26 protein-coding genes are annotated in these 26,574 nt (G+C 64.6%); 17 read left to right on the forward strand and 9 right to left on the reverse strand.

Going from position 1 to position 26,574, the window contains the following annotated elements; translation table 11 throughout:
• Window positions 1–202 precede the first annotated feature (202 nt).
• Complete coding sequence (locus ACVJ19_RS27120; protein WP_453955218.1) at window positions 203–574, reverse strand: tRNA-binding protein; 372 nt, start codon at window positions 572–574, stop codon at window positions 203–205.
• Window positions 575–679: 105 nt separating this feature from the next.
• On the opposite strand from ACVJ19_RS27120, the gene ACVJ19_RS27125 reads away from it, so the two are divergent.
• Window positions 680–1,033 (forward strand): ArsC family reductase, encoded by a 354-nt coding sequence (locus ACVJ19_RS27125; protein ID WP_453952248.1) that lies wholly within the window; start codon window positions 680–682, stop codon window positions 1,031–1,033.
• A 21-nt stretch (window positions 1,034–1,054) separates the two neighbouring features.
• Here the strand turns inward: ACVJ19_RS27125 and ACVJ19_RS27130 are convergent, their stop codons facing one another.
• Complete coding sequence (locus tag ACVJ19_RS27130; RefSeq protein ID WP_453952249.1) at window positions 1,055–1,696, reverse strand: hypothetical protein; 642 nt, start codon at window positions 1,694–1,696, stop codon at window positions 1,055–1,057.
• A 339-nt stretch (window positions 1,697–2,035) separates the two neighbouring features.
• On the opposite strand from ACVJ19_RS27130, the gene ACVJ19_RS27135 reads away from it, so the two are divergent.
• The 7 genes from ACVJ19_RS27135 to ACVJ19_RS27165 all read left to right on the forward strand — a co-directional run bounded on the left by ACVJ19_RS27135 (window position 2,036) and on the right by ACVJ19_RS27165 (window position 8,506).
• Complete coding sequence (locus ACVJ19_RS27135) at window positions 2,036–2,791, forward strand: ABC transporter ATP-binding protein (protein WP_008551999.1); 756 nt, start codon at window positions 2,036–2,038, stop codon at window positions 2,789–2,791.
• Window positions 2,784–3,530: an ABC transporter ATP-binding protein gene (locus tag ACVJ19_RS27140; RefSeq protein WP_453952252.1), complete on the forward strand. Its 747-nt coding sequence runs from the start codon at window positions 2,784–2,786 to the stop codon at window positions 3,528–3,530. The genes ACVJ19_RS27135 and ACVJ19_RS27140 overlap by 8 nt, the downstream gene beginning before the upstream one ends.
• A gap of 39 nt (window positions 3,531–3,569) precedes the next feature.
• A complete protein-coding gene (locus ACVJ19_RS27145) occupies window positions 3,570–4,787 on the forward strand; it encodes an ABC transporter substrate-binding protein (protein ID WP_453952254.1) in 1,218 nt (405 codons plus the stop codon).
• 67 nt (window positions 4,788–4,854) lie between these two features.
• Window positions 4,855–5,718: a branched-chain amino acid ABC transporter permease gene (locus ACVJ19_RS27150; RefSeq protein WP_453952256.1), complete on the forward strand. Its 864-nt coding sequence runs from the start codon at window positions 4,855–4,857 to the stop codon at window positions 5,716–5,718.
• A 1-nt stretch (window position 5,719) separates the two neighbouring features.
• On the forward strand, window positions 5,720–6,688 hold the full coding sequence (locus ACVJ19_RS27155; RefSeq protein WP_453952257.1) for a branched-chain amino acid ABC transporter permease: 969 nt from the start codon (window positions 5,720–5,722) through the stop codon (window positions 6,686–6,688).
• Window positions 6,689–6,844: 156 nt separating this feature from the next.
• The gene (locus ACVJ19_RS27160; RefSeq protein ID WP_453952259.1) at window positions 6,845–7,489 is read left to right on the forward strand and encodes a DUF47 domain-containing protein; all 645 of its coding nucleotides are present in this window, start codon (window positions 6,845–6,847) and stop codon (window positions 7,487–7,489) included.
• A 9-nt stretch (window positions 7,490–7,498) separates the two neighbouring features.
• A complete protein-coding gene (locus ACVJ19_RS27165; RefSeq protein WP_453952261.1) occupies window positions 7,499–8,506 on the forward strand; it encodes an anion permease in 1,008 nt (335 codons plus the stop codon).
• Here ACVJ19_RS27165 and sugE read toward each other — a convergent pair.
• Entirely contained in the window at window positions 8,499–8,813 is a 315-nt protein-coding gene (gene sugE, locus ACVJ19_RS27170) for a quaternary ammonium compound efflux SMR transporter SugE (RefSeq protein ID WP_018646088.1), read from the reverse strand. The two genes, ACVJ19_RS27165 and sugE, sit on opposite strands and share 8 nt — an antisense overlap.
• 157 nt (window positions 8,814–8,970) lie before the next feature.
• Here sugE and ACVJ19_RS27175 point away from each other — a divergent pair, with 157 nt between their 5' ends.
• From ACVJ19_RS27175 to ACVJ19_RS27215, 9 genes are all read left to right on the forward strand, one after another.
• Window positions 8,971–10,593 carry a peptide chain release factor 3 gene (locus tag ACVJ19_RS27175; protein WP_211408414.1) on the forward strand — a complete coding sequence of 541 codons (1,623 nt, stop codon included), beginning with the start codon at window positions 8,971–8,973 and terminating at the stop codon, window positions 10,591–10,593.
• A gap of 57 nt (window positions 10,594–10,650) precedes the next feature.
• Window positions 10,651–11,628, forward strand: a complete 978-nt coding sequence (locus ACVJ19_RS27180) for an ABC transporter substrate-binding protein (RefSeq protein ID WP_453952263.1) — start codon at window positions 10,651–10,653, stop codon at window positions 11,626–11,628.
• 164 nt (window positions 11,629–11,792) lie between these two features.
• Window positions 11,793–12,371, forward strand: coding sequence for a hypothetical protein (locus tag ACVJ19_RS27185; protein WP_453952264.1), 579 nt, complete (start codon window positions 11,793–11,795; stop codon window positions 12,369–12,371).
• Between the two features lie 203 nt (window positions 12,372–12,574).
• Window positions 12,575–13,159, forward strand: coding sequence for an NnrU family protein (locus ACVJ19_RS27190; RefSeq protein WP_453952266.1), 585 nt, complete (start codon window positions 12,575–12,577; stop codon window positions 13,157–13,159).
• A gap of 70 nt (window positions 13,160–13,229) precedes the next feature.
• Complete coding sequence (locus ACVJ19_RS27195; RefSeq protein ID WP_453952268.1) at window positions 13,230–14,822, forward strand: class I adenylate-forming enzyme family protein; 1,593 nt, start codon at window positions 13,230–13,232, stop codon at window positions 14,820–14,822.
• Window positions 14,823–14,988: 166 nt separating this feature from the next.
• Window positions 14,989–15,642: a tetratricopeptide repeat protein gene (locus tag ACVJ19_RS27200; RefSeq protein WP_453952270.1), complete on the forward strand. Its 654-nt coding sequence runs from the start codon at window positions 14,989–14,991 to the stop codon at window positions 15,640–15,642.
• Window positions 15,643–15,686: 44 nt separating this feature from the next.
• Complete coding sequence (locus ACVJ19_RS27205) at window positions 15,687–16,241, forward strand: hypothetical protein (RefSeq protein ID WP_453952272.1); 555 nt, start codon at window positions 15,687–15,689, stop codon at window positions 16,239–16,241.
• Between the two features lie 46 nt (window positions 16,242–16,287).
• A complete protein-coding gene (gene der, locus ACVJ19_RS27210) occupies window positions 16,288–17,670 on the forward strand; it encodes a ribosome biogenesis GTPase Der (RefSeq protein ID WP_453952274.1) in 1,383 nt (460 codons plus the stop codon).
• The gene (locus tag ACVJ19_RS27215) at window positions 17,667–18,923 is read left to right on the forward strand and encodes a TCR/Tet family MFS transporter (protein ID WP_453952275.1); all 1,257 of its coding nucleotides are present in this window, start codon (window positions 17,667–17,669) and stop codon (window positions 18,921–18,923) included. Before der ends, ACVJ19_RS27215 begins: the two co-directional genes overlap by 4 nt.
• A 294-nt stretch (window positions 18,924–19,217) precedes the next feature.
• Here ACVJ19_RS27215 and ACVJ19_RS27220 read toward each other — a convergent pair whose 3' ends face one another.
• The 6 genes from ACVJ19_RS27220 to radA all read right to left on the reverse strand — a co-directional run bounded on the left by ACVJ19_RS27220 (window position 19,218) and on the right by radA (window position 26,567).
• Window positions 19,218–20,444: an ABC transporter substrate-binding protein gene (locus tag ACVJ19_RS27220; protein ID WP_453952277.1), complete on the reverse strand. Its 1,227-nt coding sequence runs from the start codon at window positions 20,442–20,444 to the stop codon at window positions 19,218–19,220.
• Window positions 20,445–20,643: 199 nt separating this feature from the next.
• Entirely contained in the window at window positions 20,644–21,792 is a 1,149-nt protein-coding gene (locus tag ACVJ19_RS27225) for a hypothetical protein (protein ID WP_453952280.1), read from the reverse strand.
• A gap of 80 nt (window positions 21,793–21,872) precedes the next feature.
• Window positions 21,873–22,613: an SDR family NAD(P)-dependent oxidoreductase gene (locus tag ACVJ19_RS27230; protein ID WP_453952282.1), complete on the reverse strand. Its 741-nt coding sequence runs from the start codon at window positions 22,611–22,613 to the stop codon at window positions 21,873–21,875.
• A gap of 159 nt (window positions 22,614–22,772) precedes the next feature.
• The gene (gene purF, locus ACVJ19_RS27235) at window positions 22,773–24,296 is read right to left on the reverse strand and encodes an amidophosphoribosyltransferase (RefSeq protein WP_453952283.1); all 1,524 of its coding nucleotides are present in this window, start codon (window positions 24,294–24,296) and stop codon (window positions 22,773–22,775) included.
• A 28-nt stretch (window positions 24,297–24,324) separates the two neighbouring features.
• Window positions 24,325–24,954: a CvpA family protein gene (locus ACVJ19_RS27240; protein WP_011086837.1), complete on the reverse strand. Its 630-nt coding sequence runs from the start codon at window positions 24,952–24,954 to the stop codon at window positions 24,325–24,327.
• A gap of 167 nt (window positions 24,955–25,121) precedes the next feature.
• Window positions 25,122–26,567 carry a DNA repair protein RadA gene (gene radA / locus ACVJ19_RS27245; protein ID WP_453952285.1) on the reverse strand — a complete coding sequence of 482 codons (1,446 nt, stop codon included), beginning with the start codon at window positions 26,565–26,567 and terminating at the stop codon, window positions 25,122–25,124.
• Window positions 26,568–26,574 lie beyond the last annotated feature (7 nt).

Genomic DNA, 26,574 nt, shown 5'->3' on the forward strand with positions numbered 1-26,574 from the left:
GTTCCTAAATAACTGATAGCCCGATCGTTTTAGTTGTTGGCCGGTTGCGGCCGTACCTCAGTCTGCAATAATAAAAAACGACCGGTCAGTCATTGTTATTGCCAAAGAGGATTTTGGTCAAGTCCTGGCCGCCAGCAGACGGGAAGCAGGCAGGATTATGCGGGTGCGACTGCGCCGGGCTGCGGTCCGTGATCGGGCGCGGCTAGAACAGCCGTCCGCCGTTCGGCACGGGCTTGCTCGGCTGTACCAGGACGACCTTGCCGTCGGCATCGGGGAAGCCGAGCGTCAGCACCTCCGAGACGACAGGCCCGATCTGGCGCGGGGGAAAATTGACGACGGCTGCGACCTGCTGTCCCACCAGTGTCTCGAGCGGATGGTTCTCGGTGATCTGCGCCGAACTCTTGCGCACGCCGATCGCGGGTCCGAAGTCGATCCAGAGACGCCAGGCCGGCTTGCGCGCCTCCGGGAACGGTTTGGCGTCGACGATGGTGCCGACGCGGATATCGACCGCGAGGAAGCTGTTGAAGTCGATGGTCGGCGAGGCGGTCGCCGCGGGATCATGGGTGACGTGCATCATGTGTCCGTTTTGCAGAGCGGGCTTCGTTTGCAATATTGTCGCGCGAAGCGGAGTTTCGTACAACGCCGCTGCCGAAGCATCACGCATGCGCGAGGAGTTGTCTTGCCCAACATCATCTACGGCATCAAGAACTGCGACACCATGAAGAAGGCGCGCACCTGGCTCGACGGTCATGGCGTGGCGTACGCGTTTCACGACTACAAGGCCGCGGGCGTCGAGAAGGACAAGCTCAAGCAGTGGAGCGACAAGGTCGGCTGGGAGACGCTGCTCAATCGCGCCGGCACGACCTTCAAGAAGCTCCCCGATTCCGACAAGGAAGGCCTGACCGAGAAGAAGGCGCTGGCGTTGATGCTGGCGCAGCCGTCGATGATCAAGCGGCCGGTGCTGGAGATCGGCGGCAAGCTGCTGGTCGGCTTCAAGCCCGACATCTATGCCAAGGAAGTCAAAGCCAAGTAAGTCTGGCCAAGTAGGTCGGCGCTAGTTCAGCTCGACGATCTCGGTGGCCTCGCCAGGCTGATCGGCGAACTCGACGACGTCCGCGGCCGCGATGCGGCCTGGAACGCGATGAAAGAGATTGCGGTCGATCACGGCGCACAGTTTGGGGCGCGGCAGCGCGTCATTTCCGCGCATCAGATTCTTGATCTCGAAGCCGCCGTCCTCGCAGAAGGTCTTGAGCGAGGCGATGACGTGACAGACCTTGCCGTCGGTCAGGAACGGCAGCAGCAGGCGCTCGTAGGCGACGACGCGCCCATAGATGTCGTCGACGTCGGCAACGCTGTAGACTGGAAGCCCGCGCGCGACGCATTCAAGGTAGACGGGCATCACCAGGGGCACGAGGCGCGGCCCGATATATTCATCGAGCGGCACGCCCTTGCCGGTATGCCCGTAGGCGCGCGAGATGCGCGTGCCTTCGCTCTGGATGATGAGGCGAGGGAGGGCATCCGAATTGTCCACCGTATAATAGATGAGATCGGACAGCTCTTCCTCGAGCCGTGCCGGCTGGTACTCCCAGATCGCCGGTGCGATCTGCTGGCGCGCATAAAGTCGCAGCCACGTGTTCAGCAGATCTCGCTGCCTGATCGACTTGACGACGGAGGGAGCGGCGCTTGCGAAATCCAAAACAATATTCCCGGCAGATATACCCGCAGCATGATGCCGCTTGCGGGAAAATTTTCTATGAAGGCTGGCGCGCAGGGCGAAAGACCGTTAACGACGGCTTGATGGCCGGTGCTTTTGCGAACCGGGAGGCCGGGCAGGCACAACATCAAACATCTCCGACTAAGGGAGCATTTGTATCCCAGCCGGAGGCCTGATCTGCTCAGCTTTCCGCCTTGCCTAACCCCCGTCACCTCCGGCATATTCCGCGCCCGGAGGCGGCGTTCCGGATGGGCTCCAAGACCTCCGGAATGCCGAAGCAACAAGGACAGCCACGCGTTGCGCGGGCAGGGGGAAATCTGTTTGGCCGATGAGTTCATTCTTGAAACGGAAGGCTTGACCAAGGAGTTCGCGGGCTTCTTCGCCGTCCGCGACGTTGCGCTCAAGGTTCGCCGTGGGAGCATTCATGCGTTGATCGGCCCGAACGGCGCCGGCAAGACGACGTGTTTCAATCTTCTGACCAAGTTCCTCAAACCGTCTGCCGGAAAGATCCTGTACAAGGGGCAGGATATCACCGCGATGGCGCCGGCCGACGTGGCCCGCATGGGACTTGTCCGTTCGTTCCAGATCTCGGCGGTGTTTCCGCATCTCACCGCGCTGGAAAACGTCCGCGTCGCGCTTCAGCGCCAGCACGGCAGTTCCTTCGATTTCTGGCGCTCGAAGTCGGTGCTCAACCGTTTCAACGATCGCGCGCGCGAGCTGCTGAACGATGTCGGCCTCAGCGAGTTTGCCAATACCCCCGCGGTCGAGATGCCCTACGGGCGCAAGCGCGCGCTGGAGATCGCAACCACGCTCGCGCTCGACCCCGAGATGATGCTGCTGGACGAGCCGATGGCCGGCATGGGCCACGAGGACATCGACAAGATCGCGGCGCTGATCAAGCGCATCTCCGCGAAATACACCATTCTCATGGTCGAGCATAATTTGAGCGTTGTCGCCAATCTCTCCGACATCATCACCGTGCTGACGCGCGGGCAGGTGCTCGCGCAAGGTCACTACAGCGAGCTCACCAAGGACGAGCGCGTCAAGGAAGCTTACTTGGGAGCCGGTCATGCCTGACACTGCGATCGCCGAGGCTCCGGCAAAGGCTGCGACCGGCGGCAACATCCTCCAGGTTCGCAACCTCGAAGCATGGTATGGCGAGTCTCACATCCTGCACGGGATCAACTTCGACGTGAATGCGGGCGAGGTCGTCACCCTGCTCGGGCGTAACGGCGCCGGCAAGACCACCACGCTGAAGTCGATCATGGGCATCATCGGCAAGCGTGCCGGTTCGGTGAAGTTCAACAACCAGGAGATCATTCGCGCCACCTCCGACAAGATCGCGCGGATGGGCATCGCGTTCTGCCCGGAAGAGCGGGGGATATTCTCCAGCCTCGACGTCCGCGAGAATCTGATGCTGCCGCCGGTGGTGCGCGAAGGCGGACTGCCGCTGGACCAGATCTTCGATCTGTTTCCGAACCTGAAGGAGCGGCTCAACAGCCAGGGCACGAAGCTGTCCGGCGGCGAGCAGCAGATGCTCGCGATCGCACGCATCCTGCGCACCGGCGCGAGCTTCCTGATGCTGGACGAGCCGACCGAGGGCCTTGCGCCCGTCATCATCCAGCAGATCGGTCATACCATTGCGCGCCTCAAGAAGGAGGGCTTTACGATCCTCCTCGTCGAGCAGAACTTCCGCTTCGCGTCCACCGTCGCCGATCGCTATTATGTGGTCGAGCACGGCAAGATCATCGACGGGTTTTCCAATTCGGAGCTCGCCGCCAACATGGACAAGCTGCATACCTATCTCGGTGTCTGACGCCCCGAGCCATTCAATAGAGGATTTCCCGGAGGAAATATGAAACAGCATTTTTCTGCACTTCTTCTCGGCGTGGCGTTGGGATTCGTCGCAAGCGGCGCGTCGGCACAGGACAAGACCGTCAAGGTCGGCGTGCTGACCGATAATTCCGGTCTCTATTCCGACCTCGGTGGCGCGGGCTCCACGCTGGCCGCCCAGATGGCGATCGAGGATTCCGGGCTTGCCGCCAAGGGCTGGAAGATCGACTTGATCTCCGCCGATCATCAGAACAAGCCCGATATCGCCACCACCATCGCGCGCCAATGGATCGACGTCGAGAAGGTCGACATCTTCATGGATGTGCTGAACTCCGGTGTCGCACTCGCGGTCAACAATGTCGTCAAGGAGAAGAATTCGATCCTGATCGACACGGGGGCGGCGACGTCGGATCTGACGAACGCCCAATGCTCGCCGAACACCATCCATTGGGTCTATGACACCTACATGCTGGCCAACAGCACCGGTCAGGCGCTGGTGAAGGCTGGCGGCGATTCCTGGTTCTTCCTGACTGCCGACTATGCGTTCGGCGCGGCGCTGGAGCGCGACACCGCGGCGGTGGTGCAAAAGTCGGGCGGCAAGGTGCTCGGCAGCGTCAAGCATCCACTCAATTCTTCGGACTTCTCCTCGTTCCTTTTGCAGGCACAGGCATCGAAGGCGAAGATCGTCGGTCTTGCGAATGCCGGCGGCGATACCACCAATTCGATCAAGCAGGCCGCCGAGTTCGGCATCGTTGCCGGCGGGCAGAAGCTTGCCGGGCTGCTGTTGTTCATCACCGACGTTCACTCGCTCGGCTTGAACGTGGCGCAGGGGCTCAATTTCACCGAAACCTTCTATTGGGATCTCAACGACGGAACGCGGGCCTTCTCCAAGCGCTTTTCGGAGCGCATGAAGAACAAGGCGATGCCTTCGATGGTGCAGGCCGGTGTCTATTCGGGACTGATCCATTACTTCAAGGCGCTGGAGGCGATGGGCGGCAATCCGCATGACGGCGCCAAGGCGGTCGAGAAGATGAAGTCGATGCCGACCGACGATCCGCTGTTCGGTCAGGGCAGCATCCGGGTCGATGGCCGCAAGATTCACCCGGCCTACCTGTTCGAGGTCAAGAAGCCCTCGGAATCGAAGGGGCCGTGGGACTACTACAAGCTGGTGGGCACCGTCCCCGCGGACCAGGCGTTCCGGCCGCTCTCCGAGAGCGCCTGTCCGCTGGTGAAGAAGTAACTCTCGTGGCCCGCCGGGCGGCCGTGCCGCCGGCGGGCTTTCATTTTGGTGGCGGAAGCTAATCCCGATGCAGGCTCTCTACGCACAGCTACTGGTGGGACTGATCAACGGCTCGTTCTACGCGCTGCTCAGTCTCGGGCTTGCCGTGATCTTCGGCATGCTCAACATCATCAACTTCGCCCATGGCGCGCTCTACATGATGGGCGCCTTCGTCGCCTATTTCCTGCTGAACCTCGGCGGCATCAATTATTGGTGGGCGTTGCTGCTGGCGCCGATCATCGTCGGCATCTTCGGCATGATCCTGGAACGGACCATGCTGCAATGGCTGACCGGGCTCGACCATCTCTACGGCCTGCTCTTGACCTTCGGCATCGCGCTGATCGTGCAGGGCCTGTTCCAGAACTATTTCGGCTCCTCCGGCCTGCCTTACGCCATTCCGGATCAGCTCAGGGGCGGCATGAATCTCGGCTTCATGTTCCTGCCGATCTATCGCGGCTGGGTCGTCGTGTTCTCGCTGGTGGTCTGTCTTGCCACCTGGTTCCTGATCGAGAAGACGCAGCTCGGCGCTTACCTGCGCGCTGCCACCGAAAACCCGACGCTGGTCCGCGCCTTCGGCATCAACGTGCCGCGCATGATCACGCTGACCTACGGACTCGGCGTCGGCCTTGCGGCGCTCGCCGGCGTGCTCTCGGCGCCGATCAACCAGGTGCGCCCGCTGATGGGCGCCGACCTCATCATCGTCGTGTTCGCCGTGGTGGTGATCGGCGGCATGGGATCGATCATGGGCTCCATCATCACTGGCTTCGCGCTCGGTGTGATCGAGGGCCTGACCAAGTATTTCTACCCCGAGGCCTCCAACACCGTCGTGTTCGTGCTGATGGTGCTGGTGCTGCTGGTGAAGCCAACGGGATTGACGGGAAGGGCGGCCTGATATGACAACCCTGACGGACGATACGCTGCCTGCGACCCCGCGTGCGATGCGCGACGAGATGATCGTATTCGTGGTGATGGCGCTGCTGCTGGCGGCGGTGCCATTCACCGGGGTCTATCCGTTCTTCGTGATGCAGGCGCTGTGCTTTGCGCTGCTCGCCTGCGCCTTCAATCTTCTGATCGGCTATGGCGGCCTGTTGTCGTTCGGCCACGCGATGTTCTTGGGGACAGCCGGCTATTGCAGCGCGCATGCGCTGAAGGTGTGGGGGCTGCCGCCGGAGCTCGGCATCCTCGTCGGCGTCGCCGCGGCTTTCGCGCTCTCGATTGTGACCGGCTACATCTCGATCCGCCGCCAGGGCATCTATTTCTCGATGATCACGCTGGCGCTGTCTCAGCTGCTGTATTTCATCTACCTCCAGGCGCCGTTCACCCATGGCGAGGACGGCATCCAGGGCATCCCGCAGGGACGCATGTTCGGCGTCCTCGATCTCTCCAAGCCGACGGTTCTGTACTACGTCGTGCTGGTCGGCTTCCTCGCCGGCTTCCTGTTGATCTTCCGCATCATCAATTCGCCGTTCGGTGAGGTCCTGAAGTCGATCCGCGAGAACGAGCCGCGCGCCATCTCGCTGGGCTATCGGACCGACCAGTACAAGTTCCTGGCCTTCGTCCTGTCCGGCACGCTGGCGGGCTTCGCCGGAGCGCTGAAAGTGTTCGTGGCGCAGAATGCCTCGCTCACCGACGTGCATTGGTCGATGTCGGGCGAGGTCGTGCTGATGACGCTGGTCGGCGGCCTCGGCACCATCTTCGGCCCCGTGGTCGGCGCCTTCGTGATCATCGCCATGCAGCAATATCTGGCGAGCTTCGGCCAGTGGGTGACGGTGATCCAGGGCGCGATCTTCGTGATCTGCGTGCTCACCTTCCGCCGCGGCGTCATCGGCGAAATCGCGCATTACTTCCGGCGTTCACTCTAAGTCATTGATTTAACTTGGGGTTGTCCGCCGCCTGAAAGCGGTGGATGAACCGGTTCCGCAGGCGTGAGATGACACGCGTGCGGATCGAAAATGGTCTATGACAGTTTTGTGACGGCCCGCTCGGGCCGGGCCATTTTCCAACCGGTAGCCTTCCCCATGATGCGATGGTTTCGTGCGTTCCTGCCCAAGGAAGAGCGGTTCTTCGACCTGTTCGACCGCCATGCCCAGACCGTGATCCAGGGCGCGATCGCGCTCCAGGGCATGCTCAACGGGGGCGAGGAGACGCCGGTCTATTGCCAGCGCGTCAACCAGTTCGAGAACGATGCCGACAACATCACCCGCGAGGTGCTGACGGCGGTGCGCCGCACCTTCATCACCCCGTTCGATCGCGGCGACATCAAGAACCTCATCACCTCGATGGACGATGCCATCGACCAGATGCAGCAGACGGCCAAGGCCGTGATGCTGTTCGAGGTCCGCGCTTTCGAGCCGCCGATGCGGGAGATCGGCGCACTTCTGATCGAATGCGCCAATCTGGTCGGTCGCGCGCTGCCGCTGATGCAGTCGATCGGCCCGAACGTCGCCATGCTGACCGCGATCACGGAAGAGCTGACCAAGCTCGAGGGCCGGGTCGACGATCTCCACGACATCGGGCTGAAGGAGCTGTTCCTGAAGCACCGCGAGGGCAACGCGATGGATTTCATCGTCGGCGTCGAGATCTACGACCACCTCGAGAAGGTGGCCGACCGCTTCGATGACGTCGCGAACGAGATCAACAGCATCGTCATCGAGCAAGTGTAGGGCAGGCCCGTGGATGCTGCGTTGGGTGTTCCCGTCCTGGTCGGACTGATCGCCGTCGCGCTGCTGTTCGACTTCCTGAACGGCCTGCACGACGCCGCCAATTCGATCGCGACCATCGTCTCGACCCGCGTGCTGCGGCCGCAATTCGCGGTGTTCTGGGCCGCATTCTTCAATTTCATCGCCTTCATGGTGTTCGGCCTGCACGTTGCCCAGACCATCGGCACCGGCATCATCGATCCAGCCGTCGTCGACGCTCAGGTGATCTTCGCAGCCCTCGTCGGCGCGATCGTCTGGAACCTCGTGACCTGGGCGCTGGGCATCCCGTCCTCGTCGTCGCATGCGCTGATCGGCGGCCTCGTCGGCGGCGGCATGGCCAAGGCGGGGATTTCGGCGGCGGTGTGGAGCGGACTGTCCAAGACGGTGCTGGCGATCGTGCTGTCGCCGCTGGTCGGCTTCCTGCTCGCGATGATGCTGGTTGCGATCGTGTCCTGGGCCTCGGTGCGCTCGACGCCGTTCGCGGTCGACCGCGCCTTCCGTATCCTGCAATTCGCCTCGGCCTCGCTCTACTCGCTCGGCCATGGCGGCAACGACGCGCAGAAGACCATGGGTATCATCGCCGTGCTGTTGTATTCGCAGGGCCATCTCGGCAGCGACTTCTCGGTGCCGTTCTGGGTGGTGCTGTCCTGCCAGGCGGCGATGGCGCTGGGCACGCTGATGGGCGGCTGGCGCATCGTCCGCACCATGGGCCTGCGCATCACCAAGCTGACGCCGATGCAGGGCTTCTGCGCCGAAACGGGCGGCGCGGTGACCCTGTTCATGGCGACCTTCCTCGGGGTTCCCGTCTCGACCACCCACACCATCACCGGCGCCATCGTCGGCGTCGGCGCGGCCCGCCGCGTCTCGGCGGTGCGCTGGAACGTCGCAAGCTCGATCGTCTATGCCTGGGTGATCACGATCCCGGCCTCGGCGATCGTGGCCGCGCTGACCTGGTGGGTGGTCAGGATCTTCGTCAGGTGACGAGCTTCAGCCCGACGATGCCGGCGACGATCAGCCCGATGCTGGCGAGGCGGAAGGCCGTGGCCGGCTCGCCGAACAGGAAGATGCCCAGCGTCGCGGTGCCGACTGCGCCGATCCCGGTCCAGACCGCGTAGGCGGTCCCGACCGGCAGCGATTTGAGCGCAACTCCGAGCAGGATGACACTGCCCGCCATCGCCGCGAGCGTGATGACGGAGGGAACAAGCCTGGAAAAACCCTCGGTGTATTTCAGGCCGATCGCCCAGGTGATCTCGAGAAGACCGGCGACGAACAGGATGCTCCAGGCCATGGCGACCCTCCGTTCAAGGCAGGGCCGTCCCCGCATGCAATGACGTGTGAAAAGGAGGGCCGTCCCTCCCAAACGGCGATATGGGGCTGGCCGGAGGGCTCCGCAATCACCAAATCAGGCTTGATCCGGCCCATTTTCCCTGCCAAACGCTCCCGCCATGTCCGACATCGCCACGACCGCAGCCGAATCGCCGGCCCGTTCCCCGCTTGCCACTGAGGTGGCGCGGCGGCGGACCTTTGCGATCATCTCCCACCCCGACGCCGGCAAGACCACGCTGACCGAGAAGCTGCTGCTGTTCGGCGGCGCCATCAATCTCGCCGGTCAGGTCAAGGCCAAGGGCGAGCGGCGCAATACGCGCTCCGACTGGATGAAGATCGAGCGTGAGCGCGGCATCTCGGTCGTGACCTCGGTGATGACCTTCGAGTTCGAAGGCCTCGTGTTCAACCTGCTGGACACGCCGGGCCACGAGGACTTCTCGGAAGACACCTATCGCACGCTCACCGCGGTCGATTCCGCGGTGATGGTGATCGACGCCGCCAAGGGCATCGAGGCGCGCACCCGGAAGCTGTTCGAGGTGTGCCGCCTGCGCGACATCCCGATCATCACCTTCATCAACAAGATGGACCGCGAGAGCCGCGACGTGTTCGAGCTGCTCGACGAGATCGAGAAGACACTGGCGCTCGACACCACGCCGATGACCTGGCCGGTCGGCCGCGGCCGCGACTTCCTCGGCACCTATGACGTCGTCAATGGCGGCGTGCGCCTGCTCGAAGGCGGCGGCGCCAAGACCGGTGCGGCGCAGCAGATCGAGATCGCCGAGCTCGCCAAGCTCAACGCCAACCTTGATGTGTCCGCGGTGAAGGACGAGCTCGAGCTCGTCACTGAAGCCTCAAAACCGTTCGAGCTCGGCGCATTCCGTGAAGGCCATCTGACGCCGGTGTATTTCGGCAGCGCGCTGCGCAATTTCGGCGTCGGCGATTTGCTCGAAGGTCTCGGCAAGTTCGCGCCCGAGCCCCGCGCGCAGGAGAGCGACCAGCGCAAGGTCGAGGCCACCGATCCGCGCATGAGCGCCTTCGTATTCAAGATCCAGGCCAACATGGATCCGAACCACCGCGACCGCATCGCCTTTGCGCGGCTGTGCTCGGGCAAGCTCAGTCGCGGCATGAAGGCCAAGCTGGTGCGCACCGGCAAGAGCATGCCGCTGTCGAGCCCGCAATTCTTCTTCGCACAGGATCGTTCGGTCGCCGATGAAGCCTTCGCCGGCGACGTCGTCGGCATTCCCAATCACGGCACGCTGCGCATCGGCGACACGCTGACCGAGGGTGAGGATTTCACCTTCGTCGGCGTGCCGAGCTTTGCACCGGAAATCGTCCGCCGCGTCCGTCTCACCGACGCCATGAAGGCGAAGAAGCTGAAGGAAGCGCTGCAGCAGATGTCGGAAGAGGGCGTCGTGCAGGTGTTCCGTCCGCGCGACGGCGCCCCGGCGCTGGTCGGCGTGGTCGGTGCGCTGCAGCTCGACGTGCTGAAGGCGCGGCTGGAGGCGGAATATTCGCTGCCCGTCGAGTTCGAGGTCAGCGAGTTCCAGCTGGCGCGCTGGGTCTCCTCGGAAGACCGCAAGAAGCTCGACACCTTCATCGCCGCCAACACCTCGAGCATCGCCGACGACGTCGACGGCGATCCCGTGTATCTCGCCAGGAACGAGTTCTATCTCGGCTACACCCGGGAACGCGCCGAGGGGATCGAGTTCACCAACGTCAAGGACGTCAAGAAGAAGGGGTAATGTTTCCCAGACGTTCTCTGTGGTGCAGGACGGCAACGCATAGCGAGGTCGACGGTCATGAGGCGGCGCGAATTCATCATGCTCGCTGCAGGCGCGGCGGCCTACCCGCTTGGCACATCCGCGCAAGGTAACGTGCGGCGAATCGGTGCGCTGGCGGGAGGCAAGGCCAGCGATTCAGAGAGCCAGGCCAGCTACCAGAAACTGAGACAGCGTCTAGGTGAACTCGGGTGGGAGCAGGGACGCAACATCCATATCGAATATCGCTGGTGGGCCGGCGATCCGAATCTGGCGGATGCTCAGGCGGCTGAGCTAGTGGATATGCGGCCTGATGTGCTTCTGGCAATCAGTACTCCGTCCGTGGAAGCCTTGCGGCGACGCGCGCCGACGTTGCCGATTGTCTTCACGGTTGTTGCCGATCCAGTGGGTGCCGGTTTCGTTCAAAGTCTGGGCAAGCCGGGTGGAAATATTACAGGCTTCACGACCTTCGAGCCTGAAATGGCCGGCAAGTGGCTGCAACTGCTCAAGCAGGCGGCACCGGAGATACGAAGGGTCGCCGCGGTCTTCAATCCGCGAACAGCTCCCATGATCCTGATGCCGTCCGTGGAGGCGGCCATTCCGGCAGTCCAGCTCCAGCTAGTTCCGGCGCCGGCGCACAATGCCGCCGAGCTCGAACAGGCGATCTCCCGCTTTGCAGAGCAGCCACACGGCGGGCTGCTGATCTTTCCCGACGCATTTCCAATCGTTCACCGGCGATTGATTCTAGACTTGGCGGCCGCCCACCGTCTGCCGGCAATGTATCCGTTCCCTTTCTTCGTCACGGACGGTGGGCTGATGTCGTACGGAGTCTCGATTTCTCATCTCGTCGGTCGCTCGGCGGACTATGTTGACCGCGTGTTGAGAGGAGCGCGTCCTGCGGATTTGCCAGTCCAGCAGCCGAACGAATTCCAGTTCCTGCTCAATCTCAAGACAGCCAGCGCGCTGGGACTGAGTGTACTGCCTACGCTGGTGGCGCAAGCGGATCAAGTCGTCGAGTGACGCGGGTTTTCTCTCCCGAGTGAGCCTGTTCGGCTGGAGGGCGCATACTTTGCTTGGGGGGCTTTCCTACATTTTGGCGGCAAGCCCATCTTCTCATCGCGGCAAGCCTTGATCCTTTCACAACCGTCGCTACCTGTCGTGCAAATGCCAATGCGTCTCGGCACATGTGGCGCTGCATTCTTGTTCTTCTCTTGCTGGCAACAACTTCGGAAGCCGCCGACGCGCAGCGACGCCAGATCAATCCGATTCCGTTTTCGCACGAGCCGTGCAGCGTGCTCGACTATCGGCCCTGCACGCCGTCTTATTGCAGCCCGCTCGAGCCCGGCCCCTGTATTCCAGAGATCGACTATCCCTATGGGCAAAATCTCCAGCTGACGATCGAGAGCGTGCCTTCGGAGGCCGATCGCGCCAAATACCGGAAACCGGATCACGATCTCGACACGATCGGCGACCTCTTCGCCGAGCTGCGCACCTGCTGGGCGCCGCCGGCGGACAATGCGCGGGCGGGCATGCAGATGGCGGTGCGCTTCAGCTTCAACAAGGTGGGCGGCCTGATCGGCCCGCCGCGATTGACCTTTGCGACGCCTGGCGTTCCGGCCGCCACCCGCACGACCTATCTCGACGCCATCAATGCATCGCTGAACGCCTGCCTGCCGCTGAAATTCACCAGCGGTCTCGGTGGTGCCCTGGCCGGCCGGCCGATCGCGATCCGCTATGTCGATAACAGGCGGATCGGCCAGTAGACGAAGCTCTCACCCCTCATCCTGAGGAGCGCGCTCGCGCGCGTCTCGAAGGATGAAAGGCCCCCGTTGTTGCGACAGTCGGGCCTGCATGGTTCGAGACGCGCGCAAGGGCGCGCTCCTCACCATGAGGGGGAGAGAGTTGCGACCGGCGGCCAATCGATGATACCTCAGAGGTGGGGGCGCTTGCCAAAGGGGAGGATGTCGTGGGTCTGCTGGTCATGATCCTGGGGCTGGTGCTGTTTTTCACGGCCCATGTTTTCACCACGAAACGCGAGGCGCGCGCGCAGGCGATCGCAAGCCTGGGCGAGGGGACCTACAAGATCCTCTATTCGGTGGTCTCGCTCGCGGGGCTGGCGCTGATCATCTGGGGCTTTTCCCATTATCGCAGCTCCGGCTGGATCGACGTCTGGTATCCGCCGAAGGCGCTCAAGCACATCACGCTTGCGCTGATGCTGCCCGCGGTCATCCTGGTGGTCGCCTCATATTTGCGCGGCCGCATCTATGCGACGCTGAAGCATCCGATGCTGGCCGGCATCAAGCTGTGGGCGGCGGCGCATCTGCTCGCCAACGGCGATCTCGGCTCGATCATCCTGTTCGGCTCGTTCCTGGGCTGGGCGGTCTATGACCGCATCTCGCTGAAGCATCGCAAGGATGCCGGCGCCCCGCCGATTCCGGTGGGTGGCGTCACCAATGATCTGATCGCGGTTGCAGTCGGAGTCGTTGCCTATCTGGCGCTGGCCTTTGCGTTCCATCCCGTCGTGATCGGGGCTCCCGTCATGGGAGTCTAGCCGATCAGCGCAAGACAGCTCAGCATGCCCGTGCGCGGAAGGTGACAAAGCAACAAGCCGAGGCCCTCCGATGGACTGGTCGCATTCAAAAATCCCGCCGATGAGGTTCGAGGCGCGCTTTGGCGATCGGGTGGTCCCGGCGTTCTCCGACCGGCCGGCGAGTCTCTGGGCGATGGTCGCGGACGCCTGCACGCGAAATCCCTATGGCGAAGCGCTGATCGCAGGCGATGTCCGCCTGAGCTGGCGGCAGGCGGTGGAGCGGGCCGCGCGGATCGCGGCGGGCTTTCGCAAGCTCGGCCTCCAGCGCGGCGATCGCGTCGCAATCCTGCTCGGCAATCGCATCGAATTTCCGCTGCTGCTGTTTGCCGCCGCGCATGAGGGCCTCGTCACGGTGCTGCTCGGCACGCGCCAGCAGAAGCCGGAGATCGCCTATGTGCTCGCCGATTGCGGCGCCAAGATCCTGATCCACGAAGCGGGGCTCGCCGAGCGGCTGCCCGAGGCGCCTGATGTCCCCGACGTGATCCACCGCATCGCTGTCGATGACGATCCGCATCTGTCGCGCTTTGCGGTGTTCGCAGACAATCCTCCGGCGCCGGACCCGGTCGAGACGAGCGAGGAGGACACCGCGATGATCCTCTACACCTCGGGCACGACAGGCAAGCCGAAGGGCGCGATGCTCGCTCATTGCAACATCGTCCATTCCTCGATGGTGTTCGTGTCCTGCCTGCAATTGACGGAAACCGACCGCTCGATCGCAGCCGTGCCGCTCGGCCATGTCACCGGCGTCGTCGCCAACATCACCACCATGATCCGCTGCGCCGGCGCGCTGATCATCATGCCGGAATTCAAGGCGGCCGATTATCTCAGGCTCGCCGCGCGCGAGCGCGTCACCTACACCGTGATGGTGCCGGCAATGTACAATCTTTGCCTGCTGCAGCCCGATTTCGACAGCTATGATCTGTCGAGCTGGCGCATCGGCGGTTTCGGCGGCGCGCCGATGCCGGTCGCCACCATCGAGAAGCTCAAGGCGACGATTCCCGGCCTCAAGCTGATGAACTGCTACGGCGCGACCGAGGCGACGTCGCCCTCGACCATCATGCCCGGCGAGTTAACGGCGAGCCATATCGACAGCGTCGGCCTGCCGTGTCCCGGCGCCCGCATCATTGCGATGGGAGCGGACGGGCGCGCGCTGCCGCCCGGCGAGATCGGCGAGCTCTGGATCCAGAGCGCCTCCGTCATCAAGGGCTACTGGAATAATCCGAAAGCCACCGCCGAAAGCTTCACTGGCGGCTTCTGGCACTCGGGCGATCTCGGCTCGGTCGATGCTGACGGATTCGTGCGTGTGTTCGACCGGCAGAAGGACATGATCAATCGCGGCGGCCTGAAGATCTATTCGGCCGAGGTCGAATCCGTGCTGGCAGGTCATCCCGCGGTGATCGAGAGCGCGATCGTCGCCAGGGCCTGCCCGGTGCTGGGTGAGCGCGTCCACGCCGTGGTGGTGACGCGCAGCCCGGTCGCTAGCGAGGCCCTGCGCACCTGGTGCGCCGAGCGGCTGTCCGACTACAAGGTCCCCGAGACCATGGCGATCACATCGGAGCCGCTACCGCGCAATGCCAATGGCAAGGTGCTGAAACGGCAGCTGCGGGAGCGCTTGGGAACCTGAACCGGCCTGCGGTTCTCCGGGTCTCCCGGGTGGTTAACGCCTTGATCGGGCTCGCTTTGCCTTGCCACCGCCATATCGTTAGGGTACCTCGCCGCCACACGGGGGACGGGATTCCTGACGCGAACGCTTTGGCGCGCGCACCCGGACGGGCATGGGATTAGCATAAGTGTCTGAATTATTTGACGAAGTCGACGAGGCAGTACGTCGCGAACAGCTCAAGAAGCTGTGGGACAAGTATTCGATCTACTTCATCGCCCTGATGGTGCTGGTCGTGGTCGCCGTCGGCGGCTGGCGCGGTTACCAATATCTGGAGGCCCAGAAGGCCGCCGAGGCCGGCGCCGCCTTCGAGAAGGCCGTCGAGCTGTCCGAGCAGGGCAAGCACGCGGAGGCCGAGACCGCCTTCACAGAGCTCGCCGCCAAGGCTCCCTCCGGCTATCGCACCCTGGCGCGGCTGCGTGCTGCGGCCGAGGCTGCCAGCCGCGATCCCAAGGCGGCTGCCAAGCTGTATGACGACGTTGCCGCCGACCGCGGTGTCGGCGGCGAGTGGCAGGATCTGGCCAGGATCCGTGCCGCTGGCCTCCTGGTCGACAGCGCGTCCTATGCCGACATCCAGCAGCGGCTGGAGGCCTCCGCCACCCCCAAATCGACGTTCCGCCATACTGCCCGCGAGATGCTGGCGCTGTCGGCCTGGCGCAACAACGACATGACCGCGGCCCGCAAATGGCTCGACGCGATCGCCGAGGACGGCGAAACGCCGCCCGGCCTGCGCTCGCGTGCCGAGGCGCTCGCGGCCCTGCTGCCGCCCGTCGCCAAAAGCTGACCAAGAGCTGACCGACGGGCTCTCTGACCTGAACGAGATACGATATGCGCCGTACGCCACGCTTGATCGCAGCCGCCGTCCTGATCGCCTTCACCGGCGTCCTGGGCGGCTGCTCGAGCTTCGATCCAAGCGACATGCTCGACTTCCTCGACACCAAGAAGAAGCTGCCGGGCGATCGCAAGCCGGTCTTCCCCGAGGGCGTGCCGGGCCTCGAGCAGGGTGTCCCGAAGGAGATGTACAAGGGCGCGCAGCAGCAGCCGGATCCGAACGCGCCCGCCGTCGCGGCTCTGCCCGCCGAGCCGCCGCCGCCCGAGCCGGCCAAACCGGCCAAGGGCGCCAAGGCGAAGAAGACCCATCAGCCGGCCGCAACCGCGGCTGCGCCGGCTGACGCGCCCGCCGGCGAGGTCGATGGCGAGGCCCAGCCGGAGGCCGCGCCGCCCACCGCCGCGCCCCCGCCCAAGCAGAAGATCGTGCGCAAGCGCACCACCGCGCCGCCGCCGGATCAGCCGGTCCAGCAGGCGCAGCCGACCCAGACCACGCAGCAGCAATCGCAGGGCGCTTTCCCGGCGCCGCTGCCGAGCGGCAGCTTCTCGCGATAATTCCCTTGCATTGACAGGCGCAGCCCCGGCAGCGCACGAATGACCGATGTCCTTCACGATCGCCATCATCGGCCGGCCCAATGTCGGCAAGTCGACGCTGTTCAACCGCCTGGTTGGGCAGAAGCTCGCGCTGGTCGATGACCTGCCGGGCGTCACCCGCGACCGCCGCGAGGGTGAGGCCAGGCTCGGCGACCTCCAGTTCATCATCATCGACACCGCGGGCCTCGACGAGGGCGCCAGGGGCTCGCTCACCGCGCGCATGCAGGAGCAGACCGAGACCGCGATCGCGCAGGCCGACGCGCTGTTCTTCGTGATCGATGCCCGCATCGGCCTCACGCCCACCGATCGCGCCTTCGCCGATTTCGCCCGCAAGGCCAACAAGCCGGTGCTGCTGGTCGCCAACAAGAGCGAGGGCAAGCATGGCGACGCCGGCGCGATGGAATCCTTCGCGCTCGGCCTCGGCGATCCCATCCAGATCTCGGCCGAGCACGGCGAGGGCATGGGCGAGCTTTACGACGCGCTGGCTAAGCTCATGCCGGAGCCTGTCGATGACGATGAGGTCGAGGACGACGAGCCGCTGTCCGAGGAAGAGGCCGCGACGCGCCCGATCCGGGTCGCCATCGTCGGCCGGCCCAACGCCGGCAAGTCGACGCTGATCAACCATCTGCTCGGCGAGGAGCGTCTGCTGACGAGCCCGGAGGCCGGCACCACGCGCGATTCCATCGCGGTCGAGATCAACTGGAAGGGCCGCGATTTCCGCGTGTTCGACACGGCCGGTTTGCGGCGTCGCTCGCGCATCGAGGAGAAGCTGGAAAAACTCTCGGTCGCGGATGCGCTGCGTGCGGTGCGCTTTGCCGAAGTCGTCGTGCTGATGATGGACACGCAGAACCGTTTTGAGGAGCAGGACCTCCGCATCGCGGATCTGATCGAGCGCGAGGGCCGCGCGGTGGTGCTGGCCGTCAACAAATGGGACCTGATGGAGACCAAGGGCGGCGGCGCGATCTCGGGCCTGCGCCGCGACGCCGACCATTGGCTCCCGCAGGTCAAGGGCGTGCCGATCGTCGCCGTCTCAGGCCTGATGGGCGAGGGCATCGATCGCCTGATGCAGGCGATCCAGGACGCCTACGCGATCTGGAACAGGCGCGTGCCGACGTCCGCGCTCAATCGCTGGTTCGAGCAGGCGATCCAGGCCAATCCGCCGCCCGCGGTGTCCGGCCGCAGGCTGAAGCTGAACTACATCACGCAGACCAAGGCGCGCCCGCCGAGCTTCGTGCTGTTCTGTTCGCGTGCGGATGCGGTGCCGCAATCATACTTGCGCTACCTGACCAATTCCATGCGCGAGACGTTCGAGCTGCCCGGCACGCCGGTGCGTATCACCCTGCGCGAGAAGGCCAATCCCTTCGCGCACAAGCGCAAGCGGCCGTCGTGAGCGACGGCGCCGGCGAGGCGACGGCGCGGGGCGCTGCGCCGGTCCGGCGCGGCGCGGTCGCCTTCATCTTCGTCACCATCCTGCTCGACATGGTCGCGCTCGGCGTGATCATGCCGGTCCTGCCAAAGCTGATCGAGGGCTTCGTCGACAACGACACCGCGCATGCGGCCCGTATCTTCGGCCTGTTCGGCACCGCCTGGGCACTGATGCAGTTCGTGTTCTCGCCGGTGCTCGGTGCGCTGTCGGATCGCTTCGGGCGGCGGCCGGTGGTGCTGCTGTCGAATTTCGGGCTCGCCGCCGACTATGTGCTGATGGCGCTGGCGCCGTCCCTGGTGTGGCTGTTCATCGGCCGCGTGATCTCAGGCATCACCTCGGCCAGCATCTCGACCGCCTTTGCCTACATCGCCGACATCACGCCGCCGGAGCGGCGTGCGGCGGTGTTCGGCAGGATTGGCGCCGCCTTCGGCGCCGGCTTCATCCTCGGCCCGGCGCTGGGCGGCCTGCTTGGCGACATCGATCCGCGCCTGCCGTTCTGGGCCGCGGCAGCCCTGAGCTTTGCCAATGCGCTCTATGGATTGCTTGTCCTGCCGGAATCGCTGACGCCGGAAAGACGCGCGCCGTTCCACTGGACCAGCGCCAATCCGGTCGGCGCACTGCGTCTGCTCCGCAGCAACGCAGCACTGGCCGGATTGTCGATCGTCAATTTCATCGCGCAGGTCGCGCATGTCGTGCTGCCCTCGACCTTCGTGCTCTATGCGACCTATCGCTACGGCTGGGATTCCAAGACGGTGGGCCTGACGCTGGCGATGGTCGGCATCTGCGCCATGGTGGTGCAGGGGCTCGCCATTGGTCCGATCGTGCGCGTGCTCGGCGAGCGGAAGGCGCTGTTGCTCGGCCTCTGCTGTGGTGCGATCGGCTTCGTGATATTCGGCGCGGCGCCGACCGGGCCGCTGTTCTGGATCGGCATTCCCGTGATGTCGCTGTGGGGCATCTCGGGCGCTGCCATGCAGTCGCTGATGACGCGGCTGGTCGCGCCCGATCAGCAGGGCCAGCTGCAGGGCGCGACCGCGAGCGTGCAGAGCTTGTCGCAGCTCGTCGGCCCGTTCCTGTTCACGCTGACGTTTTCGTATTTCATCGGCGCCGGCGCGCCGCTGCATCTGCCCGGCGCGCCGTTCCTGCTCGCGGCGGTGCTGATGGTGATATGCGTGGCGATCGCGGTGCGGGCGCTGGCGGCGACGAAGACGGTCTCGTAGGGTGGGCAAAGGCGCCTAAGCGCCGTGCCCACCATCTTCTCCGCGACCTCCAGAAGCGGTGGGCACGCTTCCGCCTTCGCTCTTCGAGCTACGGCGGACAAGTCGCTTTGCCCACCCTACGACAGCTGTTTGCGGGGCGCCGCCAAATCGTAGGGTGGGTTAGCCTCGCGGATCGCCCGAAGCGCAAGCCGCGAGGCGTAACCCACCTCTTTCATTTCTGCAGAGACAGAAGTGGTGGGTTACGCCAGCGGACTGCGCTTTGCGCAGCCGCGTGCTAACCCACCCTACGACTTCTTATTTCTTCACCAGCGGGCAATCGCTCGCCTCGAGCGGCTTGGCGGCGTCCTCCGGCGCGATGGTGGCGACCAGCTTGTAATAGTCCCACGGGCCCTTCGACTCCTCAGGCTTCTTCACCTCGAACAGATAGGCCGGGATGAGGCGGCGGCCGTCGGCGCGCAGCGGGCCTTTGCCGAACAGCGGATCGTCGGTCGGCAGCTCCTTCATCTTGGCGACGACCTTGGCGCCGTCATGCGGATTGCTGCCGATCGCGTCCATCGCCTTCAGGTAATGCAGGATCTCGGCATAGAGGCCCGCAACCGTCATCGAGGGCATCGAGCCCTTCGGCGAGAGCTTCTGGAAGCGCTTCGACCATTCACGGGTCTGGTCGTTGAGATCCCAGTAGAAGGACTCGGTGAAGGTCAGGCCCTGCGCAGTCTTCAGGCCGAGCGAATGCACGTCGTTGATGAACAGCAGCAGCGCCGCGAGCTTCTGACCGCCCGAGACGATGCCGAACTCGGCGGCCTGCTTGATCGCGTTGGTGGTGTCACCGCCGGCATTGGCAAGCCCGATCACCTTGGCCTTGGACGATTGCGCCTGGAGCAGGAAGGACGAAAAATCGGAGCTGTTGAGCGGGTGCTTGACGCCGCCGAGCACCTTGCCGCCGGTGGCCGTCACGACGGAACTGGTGTCGCGCTCCAGCGCATGGCCGAACGCGTAGTCCGCGGTCAGGAAGAACCAGCTGTCACCGCCCGCCTTGGTCAGCGCCTTGCCGGTGCCGTTGGCGAGCATATAGGTGTCGTAGGTGAAGGAGATGGTGTTGGGCGTGCAGGCCTTGCCGGTCAGGTCGGCGGTCGCCGCACCCGAATTGAGCAGCACCGAGTTCTTTTCCTTAACGAGGTTGCTCACCGCGAGCGCAACGCCGGAGCTCGGCGTGTCGGCGATGGCGTCGACCTTGTCGGCATCGATCCATTGCCGGGCGATGTTGACGCCGATGTCGGGCTTGTTCTGGTGATCGCCGGAGAGAACCTCGATGGTCCAGCCCTTGGCCTTCAGGCCGGAATCCTCGACCGCCATTTTCACCGCTGCGACCGAATTCGGGCCGCCGATGTCGGCATAGAGGCTCGACATGTCGTTGAGGACGCCGATCTTGATGGTCTTGTTCTGCGCGTAGGCGGATGTCGCAAAACCGAAGGTGGCACATGCCAGAAGAGCCGCAGTGCGGCGCGCGAACGTCGTCGTCATGAAAGGTCTCCTCCATTGTCAAATATTCGGACGGCTCTCTTGCGGAGCCTTATTCCTGTCGATGGCTCTACCGTGTCCCGCGGTTTGCGGCAATGCGCCTAAAGCCGGATGGCGCCAAAGCGCGATGACTATTCGTCGCAATCTCATCGCGCTTTAGCGTCATCCGACGGTTAACTTTTGGGCAAAATGCGTTGAGACGCTATTTGAGCGCGTCCGAGGTTAGCTTGAATTTCTGGATGCGCTTTCCGGTATCGACCTCGGCGGTATAGACGTTACCCTTGGCGTCGATCGCCATGGCATGCACCCAGTGGAACTGGCCGGCGTTGCGGCCGCTGTGCCCGAAGCTGCCGACCACGCTGCCGTCGTCGCGCTTGATGACCCTGATCTCGTTGTTCTCGCCGTCGGCGCTGAGCATATAGGTCTGCTTCGGATCGGGCCAGATCGCGATATCCCACACCGCGCCGTTGCCGAGCGTGTTCTTCTCGAAGAAGAACTCCTTCACGAAGGTGCCGTCCTTCCTGAACACCTGGATGCGGTTGTTGATGCGGTCGCAGACATAGACGAGGCCGTCATTGGCGAGCTTGACGCAATGGACGGGATTGCCGAATTGCTGCGCAACCGGCGCCTTGGGGTCGTAGGGACCCTGCTTGTCGTCGTTGGGCTTGTTGCCGTAGGCGCCCCAGTGCCGCTTGTAGGCGAGCGTCGTCGCGTCGAACACGATGACGCGGCGGTTGCCATAGCCGTCGGCGACGTAGATTTCGTTCGCCTCCTTGTCGATCGCGGTCTCCGCGGGCTTGCCGAGCTGTGTCGTGTCGTTGCTGCCGAGGCTCGGCGCGATCTTGCCGATCTGCGCAACGAACTTGCCGTCGAGCGTGAATTTCAGGATCGCGTTGTCGTTGTCGGCATTGCCGCCGACCCAGACAAAGCCGCGCTCGTCGACCTCGATGCCGTGCTCGCGGCCGACCCATTCGTAGCCTTCGCCCGGGCCGCCCCATGAGCGCAGCAAATTGCCGTCGCTGTCGAATTCGAGCACGGGCGGGGCCGACACGCAGCATTTCGAGCGCGGCGGATTGAGGCTCGCGCCTTTCTCGTCATCGGTCAGCGAGCGCGGGCGATGGATCACCCAGATATGGCCCTGCCAGTCGACGGTGATGCCGCCGACCTGGCCGAGAATCCAGTTGTTCGGCAGCGGCTTTGGCCAGGAGGGCTCGACGGCGAAGGTCGGGACGTCACCCGCAGTCGCCGTGCCCGGAAGCACAAACGCGATGGCGGCGATCAGGATGGAGAAGGCGTGAGAGACATTTGCGAGCGCACGCGAAAAGCCTGCGCGATCATGCCATGGCGCCATGGCAACCTCCCATTTTGTTGGCTTGCGGCTTGCTGCCGCCTAAGCGCGGGCAGTCAATCGCGGGGAGGTGTTTGAGTCAATCAGGCCGGCGAGCGGAAGCTCATCAGGCTGCGGGTCTTGTAGTCGTAGAACTTGCCGGTCTCGGTCCAGTCGGGCGCACACAGCGGCACGATGAACTCCGCGACCTGCTCCGGCGTGTCGAGCGTCTCAGGGTCTTCGCCCGGCATCAGCGTGGCGCGCATGCGGGTGCGGATCGGCCCCGGGTTGAACAGGTTGACGCGCAGAGCGGTGTTCGCGGTCTCCTGCGCCCAGGCTCGCGCCAGCGTTTCCAGTGCGGCCTTGGAGGCGGCGTAGGGGCTGACATAGGCAGTCGCCTTGTTGGCGGCGCCCGAGGTGATGAACACCGCGCGGCCGGCGTCCGACTGCTTCAGCAGCGGCTCCATGCAGCGGATCAGCTGGAAGTTCGCGGAGACGTTGATGGCCATCACGTCGTTGAAGGCCTTCAGCTCGATATGACCGATCGGCGAGGAGGGGCCGAGCACGCCGGCATTGCCGACGAGGATGTCGAGCTTGCCGTAGCGCTCGTGCAGGCCTGCGCCGAGCCGCGCGATGCCGTCGGAATCGGTGAGGTTGAGCGGCACCAGCGTGGCGCTGCCGCCGTCCTTGCGGATCTCGTCGTCGAGCTCTTCCAGCCCGCCTTGCGTGCGCGCGGTGGCCACGATATGGGCGCCGGCTTTGGCCAGCGCCTTGGCGGTGGCGAAACCGATGCCGCGCGAGGCGCCGGTGACGAGAGCGATGCGGTCGGCGAGGGGCTTTGTCATTGGCGGGGTTTTACAGGCGTGGACGGCCGGGACAAGCCCCCCGCGTGGTCGTCATTCCGGGGCGATGCGAAGCATCGAACCCGGAATCCAGAGATTGCAGGACAATATCGAGATCCCGGGTTCGGTCCTGCGGACCGCCCCGGGATGACGCCTTCGCCGTCAGCTCGCCTCCGCCAGCAGGGACAGCTGCCGCGGCTGCGGCTCGGTCTGGGTCTGGTCGGTGAGGTGGGTCGGATAGGCCCCGGTGAAGCAGTGGTCCGAGAATTTCGGATTGGCGGGGTCGCGGCCGGGCTCGCCCATGGCGCGGTACATGCCGTCGATCGACAGGAAGGCGAGCGAGTCGGCGCCGATGATCTCGCGCATCTCCTCCAGCGAATGCGTCGCTGCGAGCAGACCGCCGCGATCGGGCAGGTCGATGCCGTAATAATCAGGATAGAGGATCGGCGGCGAGGCGAGACGGAAATGGACTTCCTTGGCGCCCGCATCGCGCATCATGCGCACGATCTTCTTCGAGGTGGTGCCGCGCACCAGCGAGTCGTCGATCAGGATGATGCGCTTGCCTTCGATCGCGGCGCGGTTGGCCGAGTGCTTCATGCGCACGCCGGACTCGCGGATCGCCTGCGTCGGCTGGATGAAGGTGCGGCCGACATAGTGGTTGCGGATGATGCCGAGCTCGAACGGCACGCCGGAATGCTGGCTGTAGCCGACCGCGGCGGGCACGCCGGAATCCGGCACCGGCACGACCACGTCGATCGGCACGTGGCTCTCGCGCGCGAGCTGCGCACCGAAGGCCTTGCGCACCTCGTAGACCGAGCGGCCGTGGACGATGGAATCCGGCCGTGAGAAGTAGATGTACTCGAAGATGCAGGGGCGCGGCGCCATCGGCGGGAACGGCTTGTGGATGTCCTGGCCGTTCTCGTCGAACACGATGACTTCGCCGGGCTCGATGTCGCGCACGAAGCGCGCGCCGATGATGTCGAGCGCGCAGGTCTCCGAGGTCAGGATCGGGCAGCCGTCGAGCTCGCCGAGCACCAGCGGGCGGATGCCGCGCGGATCGCGCGCGCCGACCAGCTTCTTGTTGGTCAGCGAAACCAGCGCATAGGCGCCTTCGATCTCGCGCAGCGCGTCGATGTAGCGCTCGATGAAGCGGGCGCGCTTGGAGCGCGCGACGAGGTGCAGGATCACCTCGGTATCGGTGGTCGACTGCATCATCGCGCCGTGCTTCACGAGCTCGCGGCGGAGCGTCAGGCCGTTGGTGAGGTTGCCGTTGTGGGCGACCGCGAGGCCGCCGGCGTTGAGCTCGGCGAACAGCGGCTGCACGTTGCGCAGGATGGTGGCGCCGGTGGTGGAATAGCGGACATGGCCGACCGCGACATTGCCGGGCAGGCGGTCGATCACCTCGCGGCGGGAGAAGGTGTCGCCGACGAGGCCGAGGCGGCGTTCCGAGTGAAAGCGGCTGCCGTCGTAGGAGACGATGCCGGCGGCTTCCTGGCCGCGGTGCTGCAGGGCGTGGAGGCCGAGTGCGGTGATGGCGGCAGCGTCTGGGTGACCGTAGATGCCGAAGACGCCGCATTCCTCGCGCAGCGTATCCCCTTCCAGATCGTCCTGAAGCTCCAGCGCGGCCGGGCCCAAACCGGCCTTGGCGTCGAGATCAAGTTGAGCGTCCTGGTCAGGGTGTCGCATCTCGTTCGCGCCTCTCTCTGGGCTCAAGTCAACGTGCCGCGGGTTTCTCGATCAGTTTTTTCAAACTGTCACGAGCCGGTTTACTGTATCCGTCGCCACTGCCCGAAGGCTGCTGCTCGGAATCAGCTTGATCATCATCTGGTTTGTTTTTCTTGAATCTCTTCAAGATGGTGTTCTCGGGGTCGTCAGGCAAGAGGGCCATCAGCCAATCCCCGGTTCCCTGGAGCACGACACGGGATTTCGCCCCCGTGACCCAGTCCGGGCGCTGCTTGTCCGGCACCAGCCAGGTGAAGAACAGGAAGGCGACGACGACGATCAAAAGCCCGCGAGCCAGGCCAAACAGGAAGCCGAGGGTGCGATCCAGCGCGCCGATGCGCGAATCCAGGATCATGTCGGAGATCCGGACCGTGATCACGGAGACCACGACCAGCGTGCCGACGAACACGCCGGCCACCACGACCACGCTCGCCACCGTGTCGTTGTTGAAATAGGTTTTTGCGGTCGGCAGCAGCTTCGAGAACGAGTAGAGCGTCACGATTGCCGCCGCGCCCCAGGCCGCGATCGACAGGATTTCGCGCATGAAGCCGCGGACCATCGCGAGCAGGCCCGAGATCAGCATCACACCGAGCAGGATCAGGTCGAGGAGTGTTACTGGCATCGGCTGGTCTGGTCCGCTCGTACTTCAAAAGGTGCTCAGCGAATCGGTGTTTGGCCGCCGCCCTAAAAGAGGGGCAGACGGCGTTCCCGGCAAGGCCGCAACCACGCAATCCCACGCTGCTTTTGTGACGGCTGTATAGCGGCGGGGGCCTCCGACGTCACCTCCGGCTACCCCTCTCCACGGCGGAATCTTGCCGGTGTGGCATTTTTCTCTGCCGGTGCGCTGGATTCGCCCCGGCGGGAGCCTTTGGCTGCGATCTCGGCCACCAATGTGGTCAGGCTGTTGACCGCGTTCAGGGACAGTCCGGCGTCACCGCCGGCATCTCCTCGCGCCGATTCGGGCAGCACGGCGCGCTGGAAGCCGAGCTTTGCCGCTTCCTTCAGCCGGGCCGGGGTCTGCGCCACCGGGCGGATCACGCCGGAGAGCGAGATTTCGCCGAAATAGACCGCATCGGTGGGTAACTGCGCATTAACCAGCGAGGACACCAGTGCCGCGGCGGCGGCGAGGTCGGCCGCCGGCTCGTGGATGCGCAGGCCGCCGGCGACGTTCAGATAGACGTCGTGGCCGGACAGCTTGACCCCGCAATGGGCCTCCAGCACCGCCAGCACCATCGAGAGCCGGCTCGGGTCCCAGCCGACCACGGCCCGGCGCGGCGTGCCGAGCGAGGTCGGGGCGACCAGGGCCTGCAATTCGACCAGGACGGGCCGCGTGCCCTCGATGCCCGCAAAGACTGCGGTGCCGGGCGTGCCGAGATCGCGCTCGGACAGGAACAGCTCGGACGGGTTGGTGACCTCACGCAGTCCAAGCCCGGTCATCTCGAACACACCGATCTCGTCGGTCGGCCCGAATCGGTTCTTCACGGCGCGCAGGATGCGGAATTGCTGCGAGCCTTCGCCCTCGAACGACAGCACCGCGTCGACCATGTGCTCGACAACACGCGGACCCGCAATCTGGCCGTCCTTGGTGACGTGGCCGACCAGGATGATGGCAGCGCCGGTCTTCTTGGCGAAGCGGATCAGCGCCTGCGCCGAGGCGCGCACCTGCGTCACCGTGCCGGGCGCGGATTCCACCGTGTCGGTCCACATGGTCTGGATCGAGTCGATCACGATCAGCCGCGGCACCGCGCCTTCCGACAGCGTCGAGACGATGTCCTCGACCGAGGTCTCGGCGGCGAGCTGCACCGGCGCATCCGACAGGCCGAGCCGCTCGGCGCGCAGCCGCACCTGCGCCACCGCCTCTTCGCCGGAGATGTAGACGATGCGATGGCCGGCGCGCGCCATCATGCTGGTCGCCTGCGTCAGCAGCGTCGATTTGCCGATGCCGGGATCGCCGCCAACGAGCAGTACGGAGCCGCGGACAAAACCGCCGCCGGTGACGCGGTCGAGCTCGGTCATCCCTGAGGACAGGCGGGGCGCATCCGGGCTCTTTCCGGCGAGGCTCTCCAGCGCGAAGGTCCGGCCCTTGCGCTTGGAGCGGATCGAGACCGGCACGCTGCCGCTCGTGTCTTCTTCCGCGAGCGTATTCCACTCGCCGCAGGACTCACACTTGCCCTGCCAGCGGTTATAGGCCGCGCCGCAGTTCTGGCAGACGAAGGAAAGCGTGTTCTTGGCCATTGGACAT

Source organism: Bradyrhizobium sp. USDA 376, from assembly GCF_054063675.1.

What these genes read in the sequence shown, in the direction of transcription:
- ACVJ19_RS27120 (WP_453955218.1), bottom strand. Translation starts at nt 574, where the DNA reads ATGCACGTCACCCATGATCCCGCGGCGACCGCCTCGCCGACCATCGAC.
- ACVJ19_RS27140 (WP_453952252.1), top strand. Translation starts at nt 2,784, where the DNA reads ATGCCTGACACTGCGATCGCCGAGGCTCCGGCAAAGGCTGCGACCGGC.
- ACVJ19_RS27145 (WP_453952254.1), top strand. Translation starts at nt 3,570, where the DNA reads ATGAAACAGCATTTTTCTGCACTTCTTCTCGGCGTGGCGTTGGGATTC.
- ACVJ19_RS27150 (WP_453952256.1), top strand. Translation starts at nt 4,855, where the DNA reads ATGCAGGCTCTCTACGCACAGCTACTGGTGGGACTGATCAACGGCTCG.
- ACVJ19_RS27155 (WP_453952257.1), top strand. Translation starts at nt 5,720, where the DNA reads ATGACAACCCTGACGGACGATACGCTGCCTGCGACCCCGCGTGCGATG.
- ACVJ19_RS27160 (WP_453952259.1), top strand. Translation starts at nt 6,845, where the DNA reads ATGATGCGATGGTTTCGTGCGTTCCTGCCCAAGGAAGAGCGGTTCTTC.
- sugE (WP_018646088.1), bottom strand. Translation starts at nt 8,813, where the DNA reads ATGGCCTGGAGCATCCTGTTCGTCGCCGGTCTTCTCGAGATCACCTGG.
- ACVJ19_RS27175 (WP_211408414.1), top strand. Translation starts at nt 8,971, where the DNA reads ATGTCCGACATCGCCACGACCGCAGCCGAATCGCCGGCCCGTTCCCCG.
- ACVJ19_RS27180 (WP_453952263.1), top strand. Translation starts at nt 10,651, where the DNA reads ATGAGGCGGCGCGAATTCATCATGCTCGCTGCAGGCGCGGCGGCCTAC.
- ACVJ19_RS27185 (WP_453952264.1), top strand. Translation starts at nt 11,793, where the DNA reads ATGTGGCGCTGCATTCTTGTTCTTCTCTTGCTGGCAACAACTTCGGAA.
- ACVJ19_RS27195 (WP_453952268.1), top strand. Translation starts at nt 13,230, where the DNA reads ATGGACTGGTCGCATTCAAAAATCCCGCCGATGAGGTTCGAGGCGCGC.
- ACVJ19_RS27205 (WP_453952272.1), top strand. Translation starts at nt 15,687, where the DNA reads ATGCGCCGTACGCCACGCTTGATCGCAGCCGCCGTCCTGATCGCCTTC.
- der (WP_453952274.1), top strand. Translation starts at nt 16,288, where the DNA reads ATGTCCTTCACGATCGCCATCATCGGCCGGCCCAATGTCGGCAAGTCG.
- ACVJ19_RS27220 (WP_453952277.1), bottom strand. Translation starts at nt 20,444, where the DNA reads ATGACGACGACGTTCGCGCGCCGCACTGCGGCTCTTCTGGCATGTGCC.
- ACVJ19_RS27225 (WP_453952280.1), bottom strand. Translation starts at nt 21,792, where the DNA reads ATGGCGCCATGGCATGATCGCGCAGGCTTTTCGCGTGCGCTCGCAAAT.
- ACVJ19_RS27230 (WP_453952282.1), bottom strand. Translation starts at nt 22,613, where the DNA reads ATGACAAAGCCCCTCGCCGACCGCATCGCTCTCGTCACCGGCGCCTCG.
- purF (WP_453952283.1), bottom strand. Translation starts at nt 24,296, where the DNA reads ATGCGACACCCTGACCAGGACGCTCAACTTGATCTCGACGCCAAGGCC.
- ACVJ19_RS27240 (WP_011086837.1), bottom strand. Translation starts at nt 24,954, where the DNA reads ATGCCAGTAACACTCCTCGACCTGATCCTGCTCGGTGTGATGCTGATC.
- radA (WP_453952285.1), bottom strand. Translation starts at nt 26,567, where the DNA reads ATGGCCAAGAACACGCTTTCCTTCGTCTGCCAGAACTGCGGCGCGGCC.